The sequence below is a fragment of the Exiguobacterium sp. 8H genome (assembly GCF_902506255.1).
GTDB classification, from domain to species: domain Bacteria; phylum Bacillota; class Bacilli; order Exiguobacteriales; family Exiguobacteriaceae; genus Exiguobacterium; species Exiguobacterium profundum.
In genome coordinates this window covers 160,640-179,094 of record NZ_LR733429.1, presented here as the reverse complement: position 1 = coordinate 179,094, position 18,455 = coordinate 160,640, and the positions used below count along the sequence as shown (strand labels likewise).

Genomic DNA, 18,455 nt, shown 5'->3' with positions numbered 1-18,455 from the left:
CATCACCTCATCTCTTCTGTCGGGACGGCGTTCGGATTGATGATCCCTTGCCGAACAAGTTGTTCGATGGCAGCATCCATCGACTGCATCCCGTGCTGGCGACTCGTCTGGATGACGGTCGGCAACTGGAACTCTTTTTCATTTCGAATCAAGTTGGCAACAGCCGGATTCCCTAACATGATTTCCATGGCGGCGACGCGTCCTTTCGGCACATCAATCCGTGGAAATAACCGTTGACTCACGACACCGAGTAAGACGTTCGCGAGTTGTGTCCGGATTTGGTCCTGTTGCTCAGCTGGGAACGCGTCGATGATTCGACTCACCGTCGACATCGCACTCGATGTATGGAGCGTTGCCATGACGAGGTGCCCCGTCTCTGCGGCGGTCATCGCCGTCGAGATGGTCTCCAAGTCACGCATCTCCCCGAGCAGAATGACGTCAGGGTCTTGCCGTAAGGCGGCCCTTAGACCACTCACAAATTTCATGACGTCAGAGCCGATTTCCCGTTGGTCGACAATACTTTGGTCATGGGAATGTAAATACTCGATCGGATCTTCTAGCGTGATGATTCGTTTTCGCTGCGTCCGATTGATTTCATGAATCATCGCCGCGAGCGTCGTCGATTTCCCTGAACCCGTCGGACCCGTGACCAAGATAAGACCATGTGGTTTCTCAATCAGACGCTTCAGTACCGTCGGCAGATTGAGTTCGTTCAAAGTCGGGATTTCCCCGGAAATGGACCGGAACGCGATGGCAATCGTGCCTCGTTGATAATAGGCGTTGACCCGAAAACGGGAGACACGTGGAACGCCGAACGAGAAATCAAGATCTCGTTCATGCTCGAGACGTTCGCGCATATCGTCGGTCATGATTTCTTTTAAATATCCTTCGAGATGGTGCGGCAACACCTTCTCCTCGCCCATCGTAATAAGACTCCCGTCTACTCGAATGATCGGAGGAGAACCGGCTGTCAGATGAATATCCGAGGCGCGTTTCTCGACCGCATTCGTCAAGATGGTTTCGATCGATTGATTAATCATAAGCATTCTCCGTAATGACCGTTCGTAATATTTCCTCAGTCGTCGTCAAACCGGCGGCGACTTTTTCTAATCCGTCCTCAAGCAGGAATGTCGCTCCTTGTGACTTGGCATAGTCGACCATCTCAGACTCGGTAGCCTGGTTCATGATCATCCGGCGCAAGCCTTCATCAATCGGGATGACTTCGTGAATGGCGAGGCGCCCACGGTACCCTGTGAAGTTGCATGACGCACAGCCTTTACCCCGAATAATCTGGTCGATGTGAACACCTTCAGCGTCGAACAGGCTACGTTCACTCTTCGATACCGGTTCGACTTGACCACAATCACGACAGACGCGTCGAACGAGTCGTTGTGCCACGAGTCCCGTCGTCGAAGCGGCGACGAGGAACGGCTCAACCCCCATATCGACGAGACGGGTGATGGAGCTGATTGCTGAATTCGTATGTAGCGTTGACAATACAAGGTGACCGGTGAGCGAGGCACGAATGGCAATCTCAGCCGTCTCCGTGTCTCGAATCTCTCCGACCATGACGATGTTCGGGTCTTGACGTAAAATCGAACGAAGCCCTGACGCGAACGTCAAGCCGACTTTCGAGTTGACTTGAACCTGGTTGATGCCGTCAAGTTGATACTCGACCGGGTCTTCTACCGTAATAATGTTTTTCGTCTCATCATTCAGTTCTTTTAACGAAGCATACAATGTCGAGGATTTCCCTGAACCGGTCGGACCGGTGATCAAGATAATTCCATTCGGACGTTTCAGCATGTCACGGTACGCCTGTTCGTTTCGTTCGCCAAATCCGAGTTTCGTCAAATCGGTCAGTCCTTGAGATGAGTCGAGGACCCGAATAACGATTTTCTCTCCATACATCGTCGGGAGCGTCGAGACGCGGAAATCATAGGCGCGATTGCGTAGCGTGTACTTGATCCGTCCATCTTGTGGCAGACGACTTTCTGTGATGTCGAGGTTACTCATGACTTTGAGACGCGTCAGCATGACGCTCTGAATCTTTTTCGGATAGACCGTCTCGGTACGCAAGTCCCCATCAATTCGAAAACGGACGTGGAGTTGCTTCTCATGTGGATCGAAATGGATGTCCGATGCACGTTGGTCGATTGCGCTTAAGAACAATTGGTTCACGAGGCGGATAATCGGTGCATCGTCTCGACTAATTGTTTCTTGTCGTTCGATTTCGGGAGCATCTTCTTTCAAAATTTCGACGAGGGAGTGGTCCATCTCGTAGTAACGACTGATCGTCTTTCGAATCTGCTCTCTCGTGGCGATGCCGATCTCGATGTTCATCCCGGTCTGAAGACGGACGTCATCAATGGCAATGAGATCGAGTGGGTCGGCCGTCGCGACATGAAGCGTATTCCCGTTCAATTCAAATGGCATGATATCGTGCTTTTGTGCCAACGCTTTCGGTACGAGCTTCGTGACCGTCACATTGATGTCGTAGGAGTACAACTCAATGATCGGCACATGCAGCTGTTCATGAATCATTTGAATCAACTGCGTCTCGGTAATATGGTTTAGTCGAATTAAGGCATCCCCTAGTTTTTCTCCGGGACGCTTCTGTGCAAGCGCCTCATCGAGCTGACTCGTCGTAATGAGCGCAGCCTCGATGAGCATCTCACCTAATCTTCGTTTCGTTCGTCTCACGTTACTTCACCATCCTTTGAGGAGCCTCCTCCTGCTCGGTCTTGTCGTTCCGTTCTTCGACAAAGACGCTCGCAGCCACCCCTCCAATCAATGCAACGATAAGAATCACCCATGCCCACCATGTTTGAACGAGTGATTCTTCTACCATCAAATAGACGCCAGCAGACAGAAGGGCAGTCCACAGGCTGATGACAAGCTTCGTTTCACGTTTTCTCGTCATCGGAACGGATAAAGCGAACAGTGTCAATGTGGCGAGTACCCAAAAGCCGAGTAAAATCAAATAGCCGATCATCCCACTGCCTCCTCTTCTGCAGGTTCTTCTAATACGGGCGGTTCTGCCTCAAATGGGTCGTCGTTCGAATCATTCGGGAACGGGTCTTCTTCCTCGTCCTCATCCGGGAATGTCGGGATGACCGGTTCGACCGGATCCGGTGGCGGAAGCGGAACGGAACTCTTCGTCACGATTTCCGGTGTCGGTGCATAAAAATCAAACCCGAGTAATTCCAACGTCTCCCCTTCTTCAGTCACAGTGACCCGGTAGAGCTTACCTGACTGTCCATCTTGACCTGACTGGGTGACCGATGAACTGCCTGACGGGAGCGAAGATGAGAAGCGAACGACTTTTTGATGCGGTACCGTCTTCACTTCTTCAACTCTCGCTTCGAAAGCGGCGTCAAAAGGTTGACCGAGCAATTGAACCGTCACAGAACCCCCTTCATTCAAAACGAGGATGGCATATGATGTGTCTTCTCGGTTTTGAACAGCAAAGTTCGAGCGCTCATCTACTTTCGTGTCATAGCCTAGCTCTACCCCGGAAGGAAGTGTTTCGTGAGGCACACGTTCGAGAATGGCGAACGGTGTCGCCGCAAATAGGCGATAGAATGAAGACCCTAGTGTCGTGAGCGCTTCGTAATCTTCTCCGAACGATTTGAGACTAAAGATGTCTCCCGCTGCCATCTCGAATCCGTTCATTCGATCAAGGGCTGACTGCATAGCCGGTGTCGGACTCACAGTGAACGAGGCGACGACTTCATTTTCTGCCGCGACTTGCTCTAATGTCACAGATGACTCCAACATCGATGCGGCATCCATCAACGCCGGGGCAATCATCGTCAGCGTGACGGGTTGACCTTCGAGATAAGGCTCGACTTTCGTTTCATCTACGGATGTCAACAGCGGATAGTCACCTGTATCTTTAATGGAGTCTAACGTATTCGATACATCGAACGTCACGACTTCTTTTCCAATCTCCATGACCGTCCCATCCATCAAATTGATTGAAAAGGGTGTCGTATTAAAATCTTTAATCGCATTATCGAGACGAACGTCCGCTTCTTCTTTCGTCATCCCTGATACGTCGACACCTGCGACCATCGTATCTTTTTTATATGTAGCACTCGACTCAGCAGACGCATCTAAGTAATTGACGAGTCCAATCGTCGGTAATGTCACGAGTACGACGAGTCCAATCAAAATGATAAGATGCATCCCATACCGCTTCATGTAAAATCCCCCCGTGTCTAATCCGACTTCTATTCTATATATCCGTTCAGCGTATAACTTTAGTATAATATGTATTGTACAAAAAATAACATTTAATTCAGTATTGCATACGTTATTTTCCGATTGTTTTACTTTTTTTGAATAGGAGGTCAATGTCTTGTCGCATTCCGAAAAAGGTTTTACGCTCGTCGAAGTGCTCGTCTCCATCGTTGTTCTTTCAATTGTCTCATTCTCTTTACTTTCGATTTTCAGCCAAAGTTTGAAGACGACACACGACAGCCTCAATCAAACGATTGCGAACCAAGTGGCGCAAAACACATTACATACTTTAAATCGACGGGCCGCGTCCGTTGATGAACCGCTCGAACTGCGTCAATTGTTGAATCGGGACGGGATCAGCTCGACGTGCGACTTCTGCGAAGATACCCGAATCCATGGGGATACGTATATCGCAACCATTCAATCGCTGTCCACTTCACCCGGACATACAATTGAAGTTGAAATTTCGGTGACGACCGACCGTTTGCAAACGCCCGTCACCTTGAAAGGAGTCATTTCGAATGCGACATTGCGCGAACCGTTCCCTGAAACGGCTGTCCCGACAACTGACTGAGATGGAGAAACGTGAAGACGGCTTCACGCTCGTCGAGTTGCTCGTCACAGTCGTCGTCGCTTCGATTTTAAGTGGCGTCATCATTACGGCCTTTATCACTGGAACGCTCGGTTTTCAAATGACGAACGAGACGAGTGACCTTCGAAGCGAGGCCGACTATTTGATTGCCTCCGTGCTCTCTGATGTGAACCGGACCGAATTCGACGCCGTGACGGAAGTGGACGGCTCGTTTCAATTTTATCGATTGTCCGCTCCAGACATATCGGAAGCCGGAATGATTTACCGGGAGGCGGGATACGTCCCGACCGACTTGGTTCTCTCAGAGGATTCGTTTACGCCTTCTAATCCACAAATCACAGTCGAACGGATGACCATCCAGTTAAAAGATCCCGTGTTCGATCCGAGACGCCCGACTTACATGACCGGTGGACTCATCGAAATCGAGATGGATTTGACTCAATCAAACAATCCCGATTCTGTTACGACATTTGAAAGCTCCATCCCATTCTAAGAAAGGAGGCATCCTGATGCGAAAACGTGAAGACGGATATGTCCTCGTGCTTGTTCTCGTGACGATGGCGGCTCTCGCCGTCCTCTCGCTCGCCGCCATGCAAGTCAACTTGGCGTCGAATAAATTGACGGTCATCCGTACGGAAGATACTCAACTGAATGAAGATGCGAAAAGCGCACTTCGCCTCATCGCCGATGAGGTTCGGACCCAGTTCCCGCTTCACGGAGAAGCGGAAGTCCCGACTCATATGGAATCGGAAGCGGCATTCCAAAGCAAGGTTCAGTCGCTCATCGTCAGTGACGAGCCGTTTACAGATTTGACGACAGACAGCGAGGTCCGCTATTCCATCGACTTGAAGAAAGATGCGATGGATACGACGATTCAAACGGCGCCGTTCACGACGATTCTCCAAGTGAACGTTACGGCATCGCGACAAGTGAATCCGGAACAACCGGAGCTTACCGTTGAATACACACAAGATTTATATTTGACGGCTCTCCCGTCCTTTTTATACTACGTCCTCGGGTCCGACCAACAGTTAGACGTAAACGGCATGCCGACGATTCAAGGAAATATCTATTCAGGTGGTCCTCTCGCTTTCATGCGTCAAGCGAACTTCCAATTGGATGGTGTGGCGAAGCAGATTGAAAATGTCGATTCTAGTCGTCTTCACCTGAATGGCCGAATCGATTTAGTCGAATTGAGCGATTGCTTGAGTTGCCAGCAAGAGAACTACTTCACGGTAGGTACGGAACAAGCTGGCGAGAAGGCGGACGCCGGGGTGTCCCCGAGTCGCTTTTCTCCATTCCAATACGACTACTCAATCATCGAATTTTTAAATCGACGACTCGACACACCGCTCGCATACACAAATGACGTCGATTCAATAATCTTTGAAGAAGGCCTGATTCGCTCGACCAATCAAGTGTTCGAACTCGAGCGCGTGCTCTCGGAAGATGGGACATCGATTATCGAACGCCCGACTTCGTACTTACGGGCGGATGCCTACAACGCCCTCACCGACCCGACCATCGTGACATTACCGGATGCCATTTCGGATCGCGCCATGTATGTCACGGAATCCATCAACGAGTCGAATGCCCCGCTTCTTTTCGACGGGGACGTCGTCATTGAATCACTCGAGAAGCTGACGATTGCACGGCCACTGATCGTACGTGGTGACTTGACCATTAAAGGGAACGTCTCCTTCAGTTCGACAGTCTACACGCTCGGTGATACGTTCATCGACCGAGCCAATATTCTTCCGATTGATGCAGACAAAGGGAACTCACTCATCCTGTTATCCAAAGGAAAGATTCTGTTGAACCGAATCAACGAGTTTGATGACACTCCGACGACGCTCCAGGCGTTCATGTATAGTGACTCGAACGAACCGACCTATGTGTATGCGGTCGGATCTATTCTAGAAGTCAACGGAGGTCTGTACAGTAAAGGACCACTCGAAGTGAACGTCTTCCGTGGGACGTTTAACGGTGGGAATGGCTTAAGCCCAGCTGAGAACTTCGACCGTCAAGTTCCAGCTCACGAAGCCGAAAAGTCTCGATTAAAACTGACATATAACGATTCCGTGTTCAATCAATTGGAAACATTACCGGTCACGAATCAACTTCAATTCTTCGTCAGTCATCCGGTTCAATTGAAATGAATTCAAAAAATCGGCTTCCTCTCTGATTGAGAAGAAGCCGATTTTTTTAGTTCCCCATCTTTAAAATGAGGTCCGAGTTGTAGTCTCTGGCCGTCTGTTCCATTGCTTTCGTCCATTGCGCGCCGTTATCAAGAAGCAGTTGCGTCAACTCGACCTGATTGTGACGGACCGGCTGCAATAACACCGATTCGGTATCTTGAATCATATAGCCTTGTCCGAGGAGTTCTTTGACCGCATCAAGGTTCAACGAGTCGACCGCGATGCCGAGAAGTCGATCGTCTTCAACATAACGCATCGTCAACTTCCATTGATCCGGACTGCCGTTCGCACTGAACAATGGTGTGATAACGGGAATCCCTTCCACTTCCTCGAACGGGTCAATCCCTTGCTCGAAGTATGCTTCAATCACGTCTAGAGGTGCGAGCGTCACTGCTGTGGCGAATTGCTCGGCTGTCGGCACAACTTTTTGGTCCTCTAAAACAAGTCGGACGGCCTCCCATTCTTCCCTTGCCTGTAAATCTGTCAATTCTTCTTCTGTCACCGAAGAGCGTTGACTCACTTCTTTTACTAAATCGTCACCGGATAACTGCGAGAGCTCGGGTTGGGATTGACTCCAGTACAGGAGCCCTCCCAATCCGATGACGAGAATCAATCCGGTGATGCCAATCATTATTCGCTTGCGATTCATCATTCGCCAACTTTCTGCCATTCACTTAATAACGGTCATCATCCTGTCCCGAGGCATTCGTTTGGATGATGCGTACATAAAACGTATCCTTCACGGCTTCAAACGGTTTTCCAGCCGGAAGCGTCGTGTAGACTTCCACTTTCGCCACACCAGGTTTCACTGGAATCAACTCTTTACCTGATCCACTCACTTGAACATATTCTTCGCCGGATACAATCTCCATGCGATAGTCACGCCAAGTCGAAGTCGTAGGCCAGTACTCAAGGAGAGGTAGTCGTGGTGCCGTCCCTTCACCAATATTGATTGTCATGTCTTTTGACATCAATTGGTTCGGGTATTCGTTGACACGGACAATCGACGTGTTCGAACGAATGTTTCGTAACGCATTGTCATCGAATGTCGTCTGAATTGGAATGTCAGTCACGACACCATTATTTCCGTAACCATGGTTGGCACGTAATTCATATCCTGTCGCACTTTGTGTCACCGTCAAAGCAGATGGGATGGACCCGATTCGTTCAAACGGAATGGATACGGTTGGTGTTGAGGTCACTTGAATCGAGGCGACTTCGTTCACGCGTTTTTCTTCATCCAAACTATCCCATACCCAAAGGTCGAGTTGGCTCGGCGTTTGGCTCAAGGATGGTGCCTTGACTTGGATGGTAAAGACGGTGCTCGGAGTAGCGATATTCAAGCCACCGAAGAGGTCACCGACATCTACAGTCGCCTTAAACTGAGTCGTACCCGGTTTCAGTCCAATGATGTTCAAGTTGTTGCCAACTTGTTCAAACTTCACACTATCCCCAGATTCGACGACATAGCGAACCGACTTGTATTGAGCCGTTTCGGGCATGATTTTTGGTGTGACCGTAGTCGTTTGACCGACATACAACTCTTTCGACTGAATAGTAAGTTGCTCAGGCGGACTGATTACATTGACTTTCGACTCCGCTACGACAAGGGGTCTCTTATCGCCCGGATCGATTGTCAATCGCAACTTCGCAGTTCCTGTTTTCAAACCGGTCACAATCGCATTGTTCCCTTGGGTGACGAGTCTCGCGACACCGCTCGCATCGACGATTTCCCACTTCAAGCTACTCCATTTCGGGTTCGTAAAGGTGTTTCCTTTCGCATCCGTGATGGTCGGACTCACAATTTGCTGTGCCCCAATTTGTAAGGTGACGTCAGGAATCTTCGCTTCATACGCGTACGGCGCCCCGATATTGATCAGCAAGTCTGGGAACGATGATTGAACCTCTAATTCCTTATCCCAGTCGTTGAGTTTATCTAAAATGTGATCTTGCTTCTTCGAATACTCAATTAACGTCGTTAATTGGTTATCCGCTTTTTTCAACTGGATGAGTGAGGCAGAAGGCTCGATGGCTCGGACGACTACTTCAAACTTCACGGTCCGGTCTCCACTATCGTTCGGGAGGAAAATGTTCGTGTTCCCATTTCGTTCATAGTACAAGTCCGGCTTCAACTGTAACTTGATTTCATTCGGCTTCGTGACAGGATATTCATTTCCGTTCGTGTCACGAATCGCCACGACTTCGAGTTGACTTGGCAGTTTTTCTGAGAAAGAGGTTGAATCCACTCGTAAAAACTTATCGCCCAACTGATTCGGCAATCGATCGAAACGTTCCGGATATTGAACTTGATAGTGAATCGTTCCCGTTTCGTACAAGTTGATTGTCGACGGGTCAATCGAACGGGACACTTGAATCAAGTCGGAAACATTCTCCGCACGTTTGACGTTGATGGTGAACGTATCGATCACCTTCGCATTCCGTTGATCGGACGTCTCGATTTTCACTTCAATCGGCCGATCTGCGACAACATCCGCTGCCGGAATCGTAAACTCTTTAACTTCGTAGTTGCGTAAGTTATCGAATGCGACCTGTTTCCCGTTATACGTGATTGTTGAATTGAGGAACAAGTCTTGGAAGTCATAATCGCTCGGCCGCCACATCAATTTGACATCTTGTCCCGCAGTCACTTCGACAGACCCGGCTTTTAAATCAGCAGAAGTATAGGACTGGTTTGAATCACTGACGGACTCAATCACGTTGTAAGGTTTATGATTTGCTCCGATAAAGGCGCGATACATCGTATTGATGAAGATTTTCTTCTCATCTTCTACCGAAAACTTGTTTGTGTGCCCAGCACCGGAGTAGGTGAAATTGTTTTTTGTATACGTATAGTAATGATTGTTTGCATCTCCATATACACGATTTCCACCTGTTGAATACAGGTTGTACCAAGGCGTCACATCCGGATCATTCAAATCGAGTGTGAAATATTGGTTATGGGTATTTGAGATATTTTTAATCGAATCGTCGAGGCGATACGGATAAGAAGTGAAAATCCCATCCTGTACCTTGACTGCCTTATTGGTTGTTTCAGGAGCACCAAATCCCATGTTCGTGTACATTTTTTGCCCTGAGATATTCAGTGAAGGATTGGCATTCACAAATTGACGTTCCCACTCGGACGTAGGCGATGACGAACTATTCGTACGGAAAATCGTATCGTGCGTCAACATGACGCCTTGTCCTGTTTCACTGAAACGTTTGACTTTCGCAGTGGCCGCAGCATTCATGCTTCCATAAACGTTGTACGAATCTTGGAAACCAAAGATCAGCATATCGTAGTCGTTATTGAGTAATGCCTGATCATAAGTACCACCCTCAAACTGACTCGTTGTACCGTCCGTTAAATTGAATTCATAATTCCCAGACGGGTCTACTAACATATTAGATAAATAGCTTGAAATTCTTCCGTTCGTGCCGGTTCCTGCAGTGAGCTGTAAGATGTTCGCTTTCACTTTTTCATCGAGGTAAAGAATACTCCCCTTACGATAATCAGCTCGACCTGTCAACGAATCCTTGACAACGAGCATCCAGTTCTTCGGTCCGCTAAACGTTGGACGCGATAATGTGAAATTGAGCGTTCCCGATTCTTTTGCCTGTTGCTCAATGACTTTTTCATCCGCATCAAATCGATCGTTATGGTCGTAATCGATATACAATTCTACGAATGCCGAAGGAGTTGGTGGTTGCGATAAAGTATAGGCAAAGTTGATTGGATGACGGACACCATCTTTTACTTGAATCGTCTGATTGCTAATCGACTGATTGTTGTACTTCACTTCAGTTGATTGAAATCTCGGACGGGAAATGGTGAGTTGATTCAACTGCTGCGCCATCTCACGATCGACATTCTGTTGATCATTTCGATTAAAGACTTTCACGTTCGCATAATCACGTTGATAGGCTGCCAAGCGTTTTAACTGTGTATCGCCGTTCGCAGCATCCTCATGCATCAGAAGCGGCAAGCCGACACGGACAACTGTATTGAACAGTTCCGTAGCTTTCAATTCTGTCAAATCGTTCAATTGATTTGTCGTGTCATGATTTTTCGAGTTGACGACAAGCGTCCCATTTTTATATTTCTCAGTTAAAGGACTGCTCCCAATCATGACCGCATCGAATGCACCTGTCATCGGAAAACGGGATGCGTTAAATTGTTTAATTGTCATGAACTGCGCATTTACTTTTGCAGTATTTACATTCAGTGAAGCACGATACGAATTCACCGCATTATTGTATTCAGTCACTGAAAGTACTTTCGAAGCAGTAAAAGCATCACGAAGAACCAACACGTTTAAAATCGGTTGATTGGTCTCCGCAACTACTCTCTGTGGAATAATGGATATGATTAATACGAGAACCGCTATGTATTGCATGAGTTTACGCAATGAATAGTCCTCCCTATTTTTAGTCTTCACTACTAATTATCCCACCCACTTGAAAAAATATACATCTATTTCTTTGACATCAGGTAAATGTTTTAGCTTAGGAAACGTCTCACTTCACTGATGAAATAAAGAGACCCGGTCACAATCAACGTCTCGCTTGTCGGCGACTCGACCCAATTCTGTAGCCATGCTTTCCATTCGACAAAGCGCGCCCCATCTTTCTCTAGTTGTGCTTTCGTTCTAGCACGTGGAAAGTCAAATGTCGTTTCGTAAACGTCTCCAATTTCTTGAAGCGCGTGAATCATCTTGTCACGGTCTTTATCTTCTAAAATCGCCGTCAACACTGTCACGTCTGTCTCATATTTGGCTTGTAAAACCAAGGCCTCGATGCCTTCCGGATTATGTGCCCCGTCTAAAATGATACGCGGTCGTTTGGAGACGAGCTCATACCGCCCCGGATGTTGTGCTCGCTCGAGCCCTTTTTGGATGGCGTCATCGCGCCAACCGAGGTGACGCGCCACCGCCACGGCACACGCCCCGTTATACGCTTGATGATGTCCTGTCAATCCGAGCACGACAGATGGCATATTCTCATACGTCACAACTGTGTCTGCCCCGTCCACAATTTTCTTCACGAGTGGACGAACATCATGAATGGAAGAACCTACATCGTCCCCTTTTTGATGCAACAACTCAACCAATCGTTCCTCACCAATACTATGAAACATCGGGACATCGCGTTTCATGATGCCGTATTTCTCTTGTGCAATCTCTTCAAGCGTATCGCCGAGAATGCCTTGATGGTCATGTCCAATTGACGTGACAATGGTCGCAAGTGGATGCGTCAACACATTGGTCGAATCAAGTCGTCCCCCGAGACCGACTTCCCAAATGATCAAGTCAGGACGTGTGTCATCAAAATAGCACCATGCCATCATCGTCAATAGCTCAAACTCCGTCAGCGTCTCTGGCGCCTCGTCCGCACGAGCTTTGACACGGTTCGCCACGTCGATGAGCGCGTCTTCAGGAATCGGTTCCCCGTTCAACATGATCCGCTCCTCGAACTGAATGATATAAGGGGAGGTGAATGTGCCGACAGATAAGCCGTTCTCCATCGCCATCGCCCGTAAAAACGCGACGGTCGACCCTTTTCCGTTCGTCCCGGCCACATGGATGGATCGGCGTTCTTCTAACCCTAATTGCTCAATCATCCAGCTCATCCGCTCAAGACCCGGTTTGATCCCGAAGCGAAGCTGTCCACTCAACCAATCGAATACATCTTGTCTCGTCTTCATCTTCCACACTCCTACTGTTTACACTTCTGTTTCATCTTATCAAAATTCACGACAGCCGTTATGGAAAACAGTCTGTGCTATACTCGAAGCGAAGAAGGAGGCATGCGCCATGACAACTGACTGGAACTTCGAGGCGACGTACCTCGAACTACGTGACATCTTTTACGACCGCGGACCCATCCATCCGGTCGACAATCCGACACTCGTCTTGTTTAACGATGCATTAGCCGCTTCGCTCGGCCTTGATGCGCAAAGTCTCAAACAAGACATCGATTTATTTGCCGGCAATCGTCAAACAGAGACGTCTTTCTCACAAGCATACGCTGGACACCAATTCGGCAACTTGACGATGCTCGGGGACGGACGCGCCCTCATGCTCGGGGAACATGTGACTCCGAACGGGAAGCGTGTCGATGTGCAACTGAAGGGTTCTGGACCGACGGAGTATTCTAGAGGGGGCGACGGACGAGCCGCACTCGGGCCAATGGTACGCGAGTTCATCATCTGCGAGGCGATGCACGCCCTCGGCATTCCGACGAACCGGGCGCTCGCCGTCGTTCAGACAGGGGAAGCCATCATGCGTCAAGGTCCGAAGCATGGAGCGATCCTGACTCGGGTCGCCTCAAGTCATCTTCGTGTCGGAACATTCCAATTCGCAGCAGGCGCCGGCTCCATCGATGACGTCATCGCTCTTACTGAAGTAGCAATCAAACGACACGACCCAGACTTGATCGATGCACCGAATCGCTATGAACAGTTCCTCGGACGCGTCGTCGAAAGACAGGCGAGACTGATTGCCAACTGGCAACTCGTCGGGTTCATTCATGGGGTGATGAATACGGACAATATGTTCATCAGCGGTGAAGGTCTCGATTACGGACCATGCGCGTTCATGGACACGTATCATCCGGAGACGGTCTTCAGCTCGATCGACCGAGATGGACGTTACGCCTATGCGAATCAACCATATATCGGGTCTTGGAACCTCGCCCGACTGGCGGAGACGTTGCTGCCGCTCCTTGGCGAAACGAAAGAAGAAGCGGTTGATGTCGCGAACAAGCAACTCACCCGTTATACCGAGCTGTATAAAGAAGCGTATTTTACCGGACTCGCACATAAGATTGGCCTATTCGTTCGAAAAGATGGTGACGATGAGCTAGCGGATGAACTGCTCCGCTTGATGATGGAGACGGAGGCAGATTATACGAATACGTTCCGCTCGCTGACGCTTGGTGAGATGGAATCTCTCCCATTCGCAACTCGGGAAGACGGTAAGGCCTGGCTTGGTGCTTGGCGTAAACGCCTGAGTGAGCAAGGTCTCCCGGACGAGGACGTCAGTCGAATCATGCGCCAATATAACCCGGCCGTCATTCCCCGAAATCATCATGTTGAAAAAGCGATTCAAGCAGCAGAACGCGGTGACTTCGGTCCGACCGAGTCACTACTCACCATTTTGCGTGACCCATATAACTACGACAAACCGGCTGAATACTTGTCGGCAGGCCCCTCGCGGACGTATCCGTATCAGACGTTTTGTGGCACATGAACCATTTCGCTTTTTGCGAGATGGTTTTTTGAAACCAATCACATCGAGTTAGCGTAATAGAAAGTAGTTCATAAAATATTCGAGTGTATTGGAATGGAGTGAAACAATATGAAAAGACTCATCCCGTTGATGGTCCTCATCATCTCTTCTGCAGCTTATGTAGTGTATAGTCTGTTTCTAACTTTAGTCGATCAACCGATTCAGCCACATTTGACCGGTGTAGCAATCGGTACGCTCTTCATGTCTTCTTACTATATTTCAACAGGTCGCTTGCCGTTTTGGAGTGAGGAGGAAGAGGTGTGAGACTCTTCTATATCATACTTTCATCAGTGGTTGGAGCTCTATATTTTACATATATCGTCCATCTGTTTCGAATCGGTTTTACGACCCCACTCTTCACTCAAATTCCAATGCTATTGACGATTGGAGTCATCGCCTTGTGGCTTTTCAACAAACGAACCGAACGTCGCTCTTGACGCTCGGTTCTTGTTTTACTCTGTTTCATAGAAAGGGAACGATCCAGACGAAGGTTCCGGTAAAGAATCGACCATCGTCAATAACTCTTTTTCCGAGATATTTCCTGTCACGATAATCAGTCTTCCTTGTGATAAATAGTATAAACCGTTCCCATATGATTGTTTCAAAACATACGGTTCTGGCTGTTCCGACATCTCCCCTTCTACTTCAGTGAAAGAATCCGTCGCAATGATACTGATGAGGTGTGTCTCATCATATAACGTCCAAAGCTTCACCGACCAATCGCTACCTGAATAATCCGTACTGATGGCCTCCATCTCTTTATTAGGAAGATCTAATCCGTGAACGAACGCTGATGATGTTTCTGGAATCCCGAAACGTTGCATGCCACGCTGCGCCCACTCATTTCTCACATCGTAAATGAATACGCCAAACGGGTTCTCACGGTCAGGGACGGTCATCGCAACTAAACCGATTCCTCCGACCATCGTCTCCGTTAAAATGTGATCTTTCGATAAATATCTCGTCGACCCATCTTCATATTGAAGGGTCGTTTGTACCACAACGGCATCTGAAATCTGTTTCGTTCCTTCTGGCACTTCAACAATCGTCGTCCCCGTCACTTCTACGTCTGGAAATTGGGATTCATCAATCACTCTCTCCTTTTCGATTTCTTCCACATCCATCACATCCACTGTTTCGATAGATTTCGTCTCTTTTGGTGTCATACACCCCGCTAGTCCCAACACAAGAATACATATTACCCCGATTCGTCTCATCTCATATCCCCTTTTCTACGTCTATCTCTCCAAATTCTACCAAAACACAAAAAAACCTTCTTCAGAGAGTCAATCTCCAAAGAAGGTGTATATCTTACTTACGCAACTCTTCCAAACGGGCGCGGACCGCGTCACGCTTGTCGAGGTAGTCTTTTTCTTTTGCTTTCTCTTCGTCGATGACGTGAGCCGGTGCCTTGGCGATAAAGCCTTGGTTTCCGAGTTTCTTCTGCACGCGCTCGACTTCTTTTTCATACTTCGCCACTTCTTTTTCAAGACGGGCGATTTCTTCTTCGAAGTTGATGAGGTCTGCGAGTGGGATGAAGAGCTCTGCTCCCGTCATGATCGCGGACATCGACTTGTCCGGGGCCGTGAGACCACGTCCGATTTCAAGCTCTGTCGCGTTCGTGAACTTACCGATCGTCATTTCGTTCTCGCTCAAGTAACCTTGTGTCGCATCATCGCTCGTCGAAATGAAGAGCTGGATCGGTTTCGACATCGGTGCGTTCACTTCGGCACGGATGTTACGAACCGAGCGGATGACGTTCATCACAGCTTCAAACGCTGGAACCGAATCGGCGAAGTGAAGGTCATCACGACGCGTCGGGTAGCTTGCACGAACGATTGAATCGCCTTCGTGCGGCAAGTGTTGCCAAATTTCCTCTGTAAGGAACGGCATGAACGGGTGCATGAGACGCATGATCGAATCGAGCGTATGCGCGAGGACCGAACGTGTCGTGTGCTTCGCCGCTTCGTCCTCACCGTAGAGCGTGAGTTTCGCCATCTCGATGTACCAGTTACAGAACTCTTCCCAGATGAAGTTGTACAAGTAACGACCAGCTTCACCGAACTCGTACTTGTCGACGAGGCGTGTCACTTGGTCAATCGTGTCGTTCAAGCGTGTCAAAATCCACTTATCAGCAAGCGTCTTCTCGCCCGTGAGGTCGATGTCTTCGACTTTGAGTCCATCCATGTTCATGAGCGCGAAACGACTTGCGTTCCAAATCTTGTTCGAGAAGTTCCATGTCGACTCGATCTTCTCCCAATAGAAACGAAGGTCGTTCCCTGGTGTCGAACCTGTGAGGAGGAACCAACGGAGTGAATCCGCTCCGTATTGGTCGATGACTTCCATCGGGTCAACGCCGTTACCGAGAGATTTCGACATCTTGCGTCCTTCCGAGTCACGGATGAGACCGTGGATGAGGACATCGTTGAACGGTTGCTTCCCTGTGAACTCGAGTGATTGGAAGATCATACGCGATACCCAGAAGAAGATGATGTCGTATCCCGTGACGAGCGCGCTCGTCGGGAAGTAACGGTTGAAGTCCGGTGCGTCCGTATCCGGCCAGCCCATCGTTGAGAACGGCCAGAGTGCTGACGAGAACCATGTGTCAAGAACGTCTTCGTCTTGTGTCCAGTTCTCACTATCCGCTGGCGCCTCTTTCCCTACATATACTTCACCTGTCTCGTTATGGTACCAAGCCGGGATGCGGTGGCCCCACCAAAGTTGGCGGCTGATACACCAGTCGCGGATGTTCTCCATCCAACGGAGGTATGTCCCTTCGAAGCGCTCTGGGACGAAGTTGACTTTCGTGTCGTCGTTCCCTTGTGCCTCGAGTGCCGCTTTCGCGAGTGGCTCCATGTCAACGAACCATTGTTTAGAAAGGTATGGCTCGATGACCGCGCCTGAACGCTCCGAATGACCGACCGAGTGCGTGTGTGGCTCAATCTTCACGAGTGTGCCGTCCGCCTCTAGGTCTTTGACGAGTTGCTTGCGGCATTCGAAGCGGTCGAGCCCTTCGTACTTACCAGCATTCTCGTTCATCTTCCCGCCTTCATCCATGACGAGGATGCGTGGAAGCTCATGACGGTTTCCGATTTCAAAGTCGTTCGGGTCGTGTGCTGGCGTAATTTTCACGCAACCTGTACCGAACTCCATGTCGACATAGTCGTCGGCAACGATCGGGATCTCACGGTTCATGACTGGAAGCATGATCGTCTTGCCGATGAGGTGTGTGTAACGCTCATCTTTCGGGTTGACGGCAACCGCCGTATCACCGAGCATCGTCTCGGGACGTGTCGTTGCGATTTCGATATGACCTGAACCGTCAGCGAGTGGGTATTTCATGTGATAGAATGCACCCTCGACTTCTTGATAAATGACCTCGATATCTGAAACGGCCGTCTTTTGAGCCGGGTCCCAGTTGACGATATATTCGCCACGATAGATCAAGCCTTTTTCATAAAGACGGACGAATACTTCTTGAACGGCTTTTGAGAGCCCTTCGTCGAGTGTGAAGCGCTCACGCGAGTAGTCGAGACCGAGACCAAGTTTTGACCATTGGTCGCGAATCGTCTTCGCATACTCGTCTTTCCATTCCCACGTCTTCTCGAGGAACTTCTCACGTCCGAGGTCGTAACGCATGACGCCTTCTTCACGGAGTTTTTGCTCGACTTTCGCTTGTGTCGCGATTCCGGCGTGGTCCATCCCTGGGAGCCAGAGCACGTCATAGCCTTGCATACGCTTGAGGCGTGTCAACAAGTCTTGAAGCGTCGTATCCCAGGCGTGACCAAGGTGAAGTTTCCCGGTAACGTTCGGTGGTGGGATGACAATCGTGTACGGTTGTTTCGAATCGTCCTCGTCTGCTTTAAATACATCGTTCTCTAACCAGTAGTCGTACCATTTTGACTCCGTCGCACTTGGGTCGTACTTCGTCGGCATGGTGATTTCATTTGTCTCATGGGCCATGTGTAGCGCCTCCTCTATGTTATTGGTGAACACAAAAACGGCTTCTCTCGTCCTATACGCTAAGGACGAAAGAAGCCGTGATCTTCCGCGGTACCACCTTAGTTCGCCAAAAAGTGGCGCACTCAAAATCGAATAACGGTCGATGGACCGAACTTTCCTACTCCATTC

General features: G+C 49.1%; 15 protein-coding genes and 1 other annotated feature (1 of these 16 cut by a window edge). Of the genes, 6 read left to right on the top strand and 9 right to left on the bottom strand.

Going from position 1 to position 18,455, the window contains the following annotated elements:
• Window positions 1-2 precede the first annotated feature (2 nt).
• From GVY43_RS00850 to GVY43_RS00835, 4 genes are read right to left on the bottom strand one after another with little or no spacing between them, the layout of a single operon-like run.
• Entirely contained in the window at window positions 3-1,040 is a 1,038-nt protein-coding gene (locus GVY43_RS00850) for a type IV pilus twitching motility protein PilT (RefSeq protein ID WP_031421415.1), read from the bottom strand.
• Window positions 1,033-2,703: a GspE/PulE family protein gene (locus tag GVY43_RS00845; protein WP_159561978.1), complete on the bottom strand. Its 1,671-nt coding sequence runs from the start codon at window positions 2,701-2,703 to the stop codon at window positions 1,033-1,035. The genes GVY43_RS00850 and GVY43_RS00845 overlap by 8 nt, the downstream gene beginning before the upstream one ends.
• 1 nt (window position 2,704) lies before the next feature.
• Window positions 2,705-2,995 carry a hypothetical protein gene (locus tag GVY43_RS00840; protein WP_159561977.1) on the bottom strand — a complete coding sequence of 97 codons (291 nt, stop codon included), beginning with the start codon at window positions 2,993-2,995 and terminating at the stop codon, window positions 2,705-2,707.
• Complete coding sequence (locus GVY43_RS00835) at window positions 2,992-4,206, bottom strand: G5 domain-containing protein (protein WP_159561976.1); 1,215 nt, start codon at window positions 4,204-4,206, stop codon at window positions 2,992-2,994. The genes GVY43_RS00840 and GVY43_RS00835 overlap by 4 nt, the downstream gene beginning before the upstream one ends.
• A 157-nt stretch (window positions 4,207-4,363) precedes the next feature.
• Here GVY43_RS00835 and GVY43_RS00830 point away from each other — a divergent pair, with 157 nt between their 5' ends.
• From GVY43_RS00830 to GVY43_RS00820, 3 genes are read left to right on the top strand one after another with little or no spacing between them, the layout of a single operon-like run.
• Window positions 4,364-4,819, top strand: coding sequence for a prepilin-type N-terminal cleavage/methylation domain-containing protein (locus tag GVY43_RS00830; protein WP_047795513.1), 456 nt, complete (start codon window positions 4,364-4,366; stop codon window positions 4,817-4,819).
• Window positions 4,767-5,330, top strand: coding sequence for a prepilin-type N-terminal cleavage/methylation domain-containing protein (locus GVY43_RS00825; RefSeq protein ID WP_235439549.1), 564 nt, complete (start codon window positions 4,767-4,769; stop codon window positions 5,328-5,330). The genes GVY43_RS00830 and GVY43_RS00825 overlap by 53 nt, the downstream gene beginning before the upstream one ends.
• 16 nt (window positions 5,331-5,346) lie before the next feature.
• Window positions 5,347-6,996 (top strand): hypothetical protein, encoded by a 1,650-nt coding sequence (locus tag GVY43_RS00820; protein ID WP_159561975.1) that lies wholly within the window; start codon window positions 5,347-5,349, stop codon window positions 6,994-6,996.
• Window positions 6,997-7,042: 46 nt separating this feature from the next.
• Here the strand turns inward: GVY43_RS00820 and GVY43_RS00815 are convergent, their stop codons facing one another.
• The 3 genes from GVY43_RS00815 to GVY43_RS00805 all read right to left on the bottom strand — a co-directional run bounded on the left by GVY43_RS00815 (window position 7,043) and on the right by GVY43_RS00805 (window position 12,739).
• Window positions 7,043-7,687: a hypothetical protein gene (locus GVY43_RS00815; protein ID WP_159561974.1), complete on the bottom strand. Its 645-nt coding sequence runs from the start codon at window positions 7,685-7,687 to the stop codon at window positions 7,043-7,045.
• A 22-nt stretch (window positions 7,688-7,709) separates the two neighbouring features.
• Entirely contained in the window at window positions 7,710-11,444 is a 3,735-nt protein-coding gene (locus GVY43_RS00810; protein ID WP_159561973.1) for a DUF5057 domain-containing protein, read from the bottom strand.
• Between the two features lie 92 nt (window positions 11,445-11,536).
• The gene (locus tag GVY43_RS00805; RefSeq protein ID WP_159561972.1) at window positions 11,537-12,739 is read right to left on the bottom strand and encodes a folylpolyglutamate synthase/dihydrofolate synthase family protein; all 1,203 of its coding nucleotides are present in this window, start codon (window positions 12,737-12,739) and stop codon (window positions 11,537-11,539) included.
• A gap of 109 nt (window positions 12,740-12,848) precedes the next feature.
• Here GVY43_RS00805 and GVY43_RS00800 point away from each other — a divergent pair, with 109 nt between their 5' ends.
• The 3 genes from GVY43_RS00800 (at window position 12,849) to GVY43_RS00790 (ending at window position 14,761) form a co-directional block, all read left to right on the top strand.
• Window positions 12,849-14,285 carry a YdiU family protein gene (locus GVY43_RS00800; RefSeq protein WP_159561971.1) on the top strand — a complete coding sequence of 479 codons (1,437 nt, stop codon included), beginning with the start codon at window positions 12,849-12,851 and terminating at the stop codon, window positions 14,283-14,285.
• Between the two features lie 108 nt (window positions 14,286-14,393).
• Window positions 14,394-14,588, top strand: coding sequence for a hypothetical protein (locus tag GVY43_RS00795; protein WP_159561970.1), 195 nt, complete (start codon window positions 14,394-14,396; stop codon window positions 14,586-14,588).
• The gene (locus GVY43_RS00790; protein ID WP_159561969.1) at window positions 14,585-14,761 is read left to right on the top strand and encodes a hypothetical protein; all 177 of its coding nucleotides are present in this window, start codon (window positions 14,585-14,587) and stop codon (window positions 14,759-14,761) included. Before GVY43_RS00795 ends, GVY43_RS00790 begins: the two co-directional genes overlap by 4 nt.
• 15 nt (window positions 14,762-14,776) lie before the next feature.
• Here the strand turns inward: GVY43_RS00790 and GVY43_RS00785 are convergent, their stop codons facing one another.
• The gene (locus GVY43_RS00785; RefSeq protein ID WP_159561968.1) at window positions 14,777-15,541 is read right to left on the bottom strand and encodes a hypothetical protein; all 765 of its coding nucleotides are present in this window, start codon (window positions 15,539-15,541) and stop codon (window positions 14,777-14,779) included.
• Between the two features lie 94 nt (window positions 15,542-15,635).
• A complete protein-coding gene (locus tag GVY43_RS00780; RefSeq protein WP_159561967.1) occupies window positions 15,636-18,287 on the bottom strand; it encodes a valine--tRNA ligase in 2,652 nt (883 codons plus the stop codon).
• A 58-nt stretch (window positions 18,288-18,345) separates the two neighbouring features.
• Window positions 18,346-18,455: a binding site (T-box leader), on the bottom strand; it runs 112 nt beyond the window's last position.

Coding starts and splice junctions, on each gene's coding strand:
- GVY43_RS00850 (WP_031421415.1), bottom strand. CDS start 1,040: ATGATTAATCAATCGATCGAAACCATCTTGACGAATGCGGTCGAGAAA.
- GVY43_RS00795 (WP_159561970.1), top strand. CDS start 14,394: ATGAAAAGACTCATCCCGTTGATGGTCCTCATCATCTCTTCTGCAGCT.
- GVY43_RS00840 (WP_159561977.1), bottom strand. CDS start 2,995: ATGATCGGCTATTTGATTTTACTCGGCTTTTGGGTACTCGCCACATTG.
- GVY43_RS00780 (WP_159561967.1), bottom strand. CDS start 18,287: ATGGCCCATGAGACAAATGAAATCACCATGCCGACGAAGTACGACCCA.
- GVY43_RS00785 (WP_159561968.1), bottom strand. CDS start 15,541: ATGAGACGAATCGGGGTAATATGTATTCTTGTGTTGGGACTAGCGGGG.
- GVY43_RS00820 (WP_159561975.1), top strand. CDS start 5,347: ATGCGAAAACGTGAAGACGGATATGTCCTCGTGCTTGTTCTCGTGACG.
- GVY43_RS00835 (WP_159561976.1), bottom strand. CDS start 4,206: ATGAAGCGGTATGGGATGCATCTTATCATTTTGATTGGACTCGTCGTA.
- GVY43_RS00800 (WP_159561971.1), top strand. CDS start 12,849: ATGACAACTGACTGGAACTTCGAGGCGACGTACCTCGAACTACGTGAC.
- GVY43_RS00815 (WP_159561974.1), bottom strand. CDS start 7,687: ATGATGAATCGCAAGCGAATAATGATTGGCATCACCGGATTGATTCTC.
- GVY43_RS00805 (WP_159561972.1), bottom strand. CDS start 12,739: ATGAAGACGAGACAAGATGTATTCGATTGGTTGAGTGGACAGCTTCGC.
- GVY43_RS00825 (WP_235439549.1), top strand. CDS start 4,767: ATGCGACATTGCGCGAACCGTTCCCTGAAACGGCTGTCCCGACAACTG.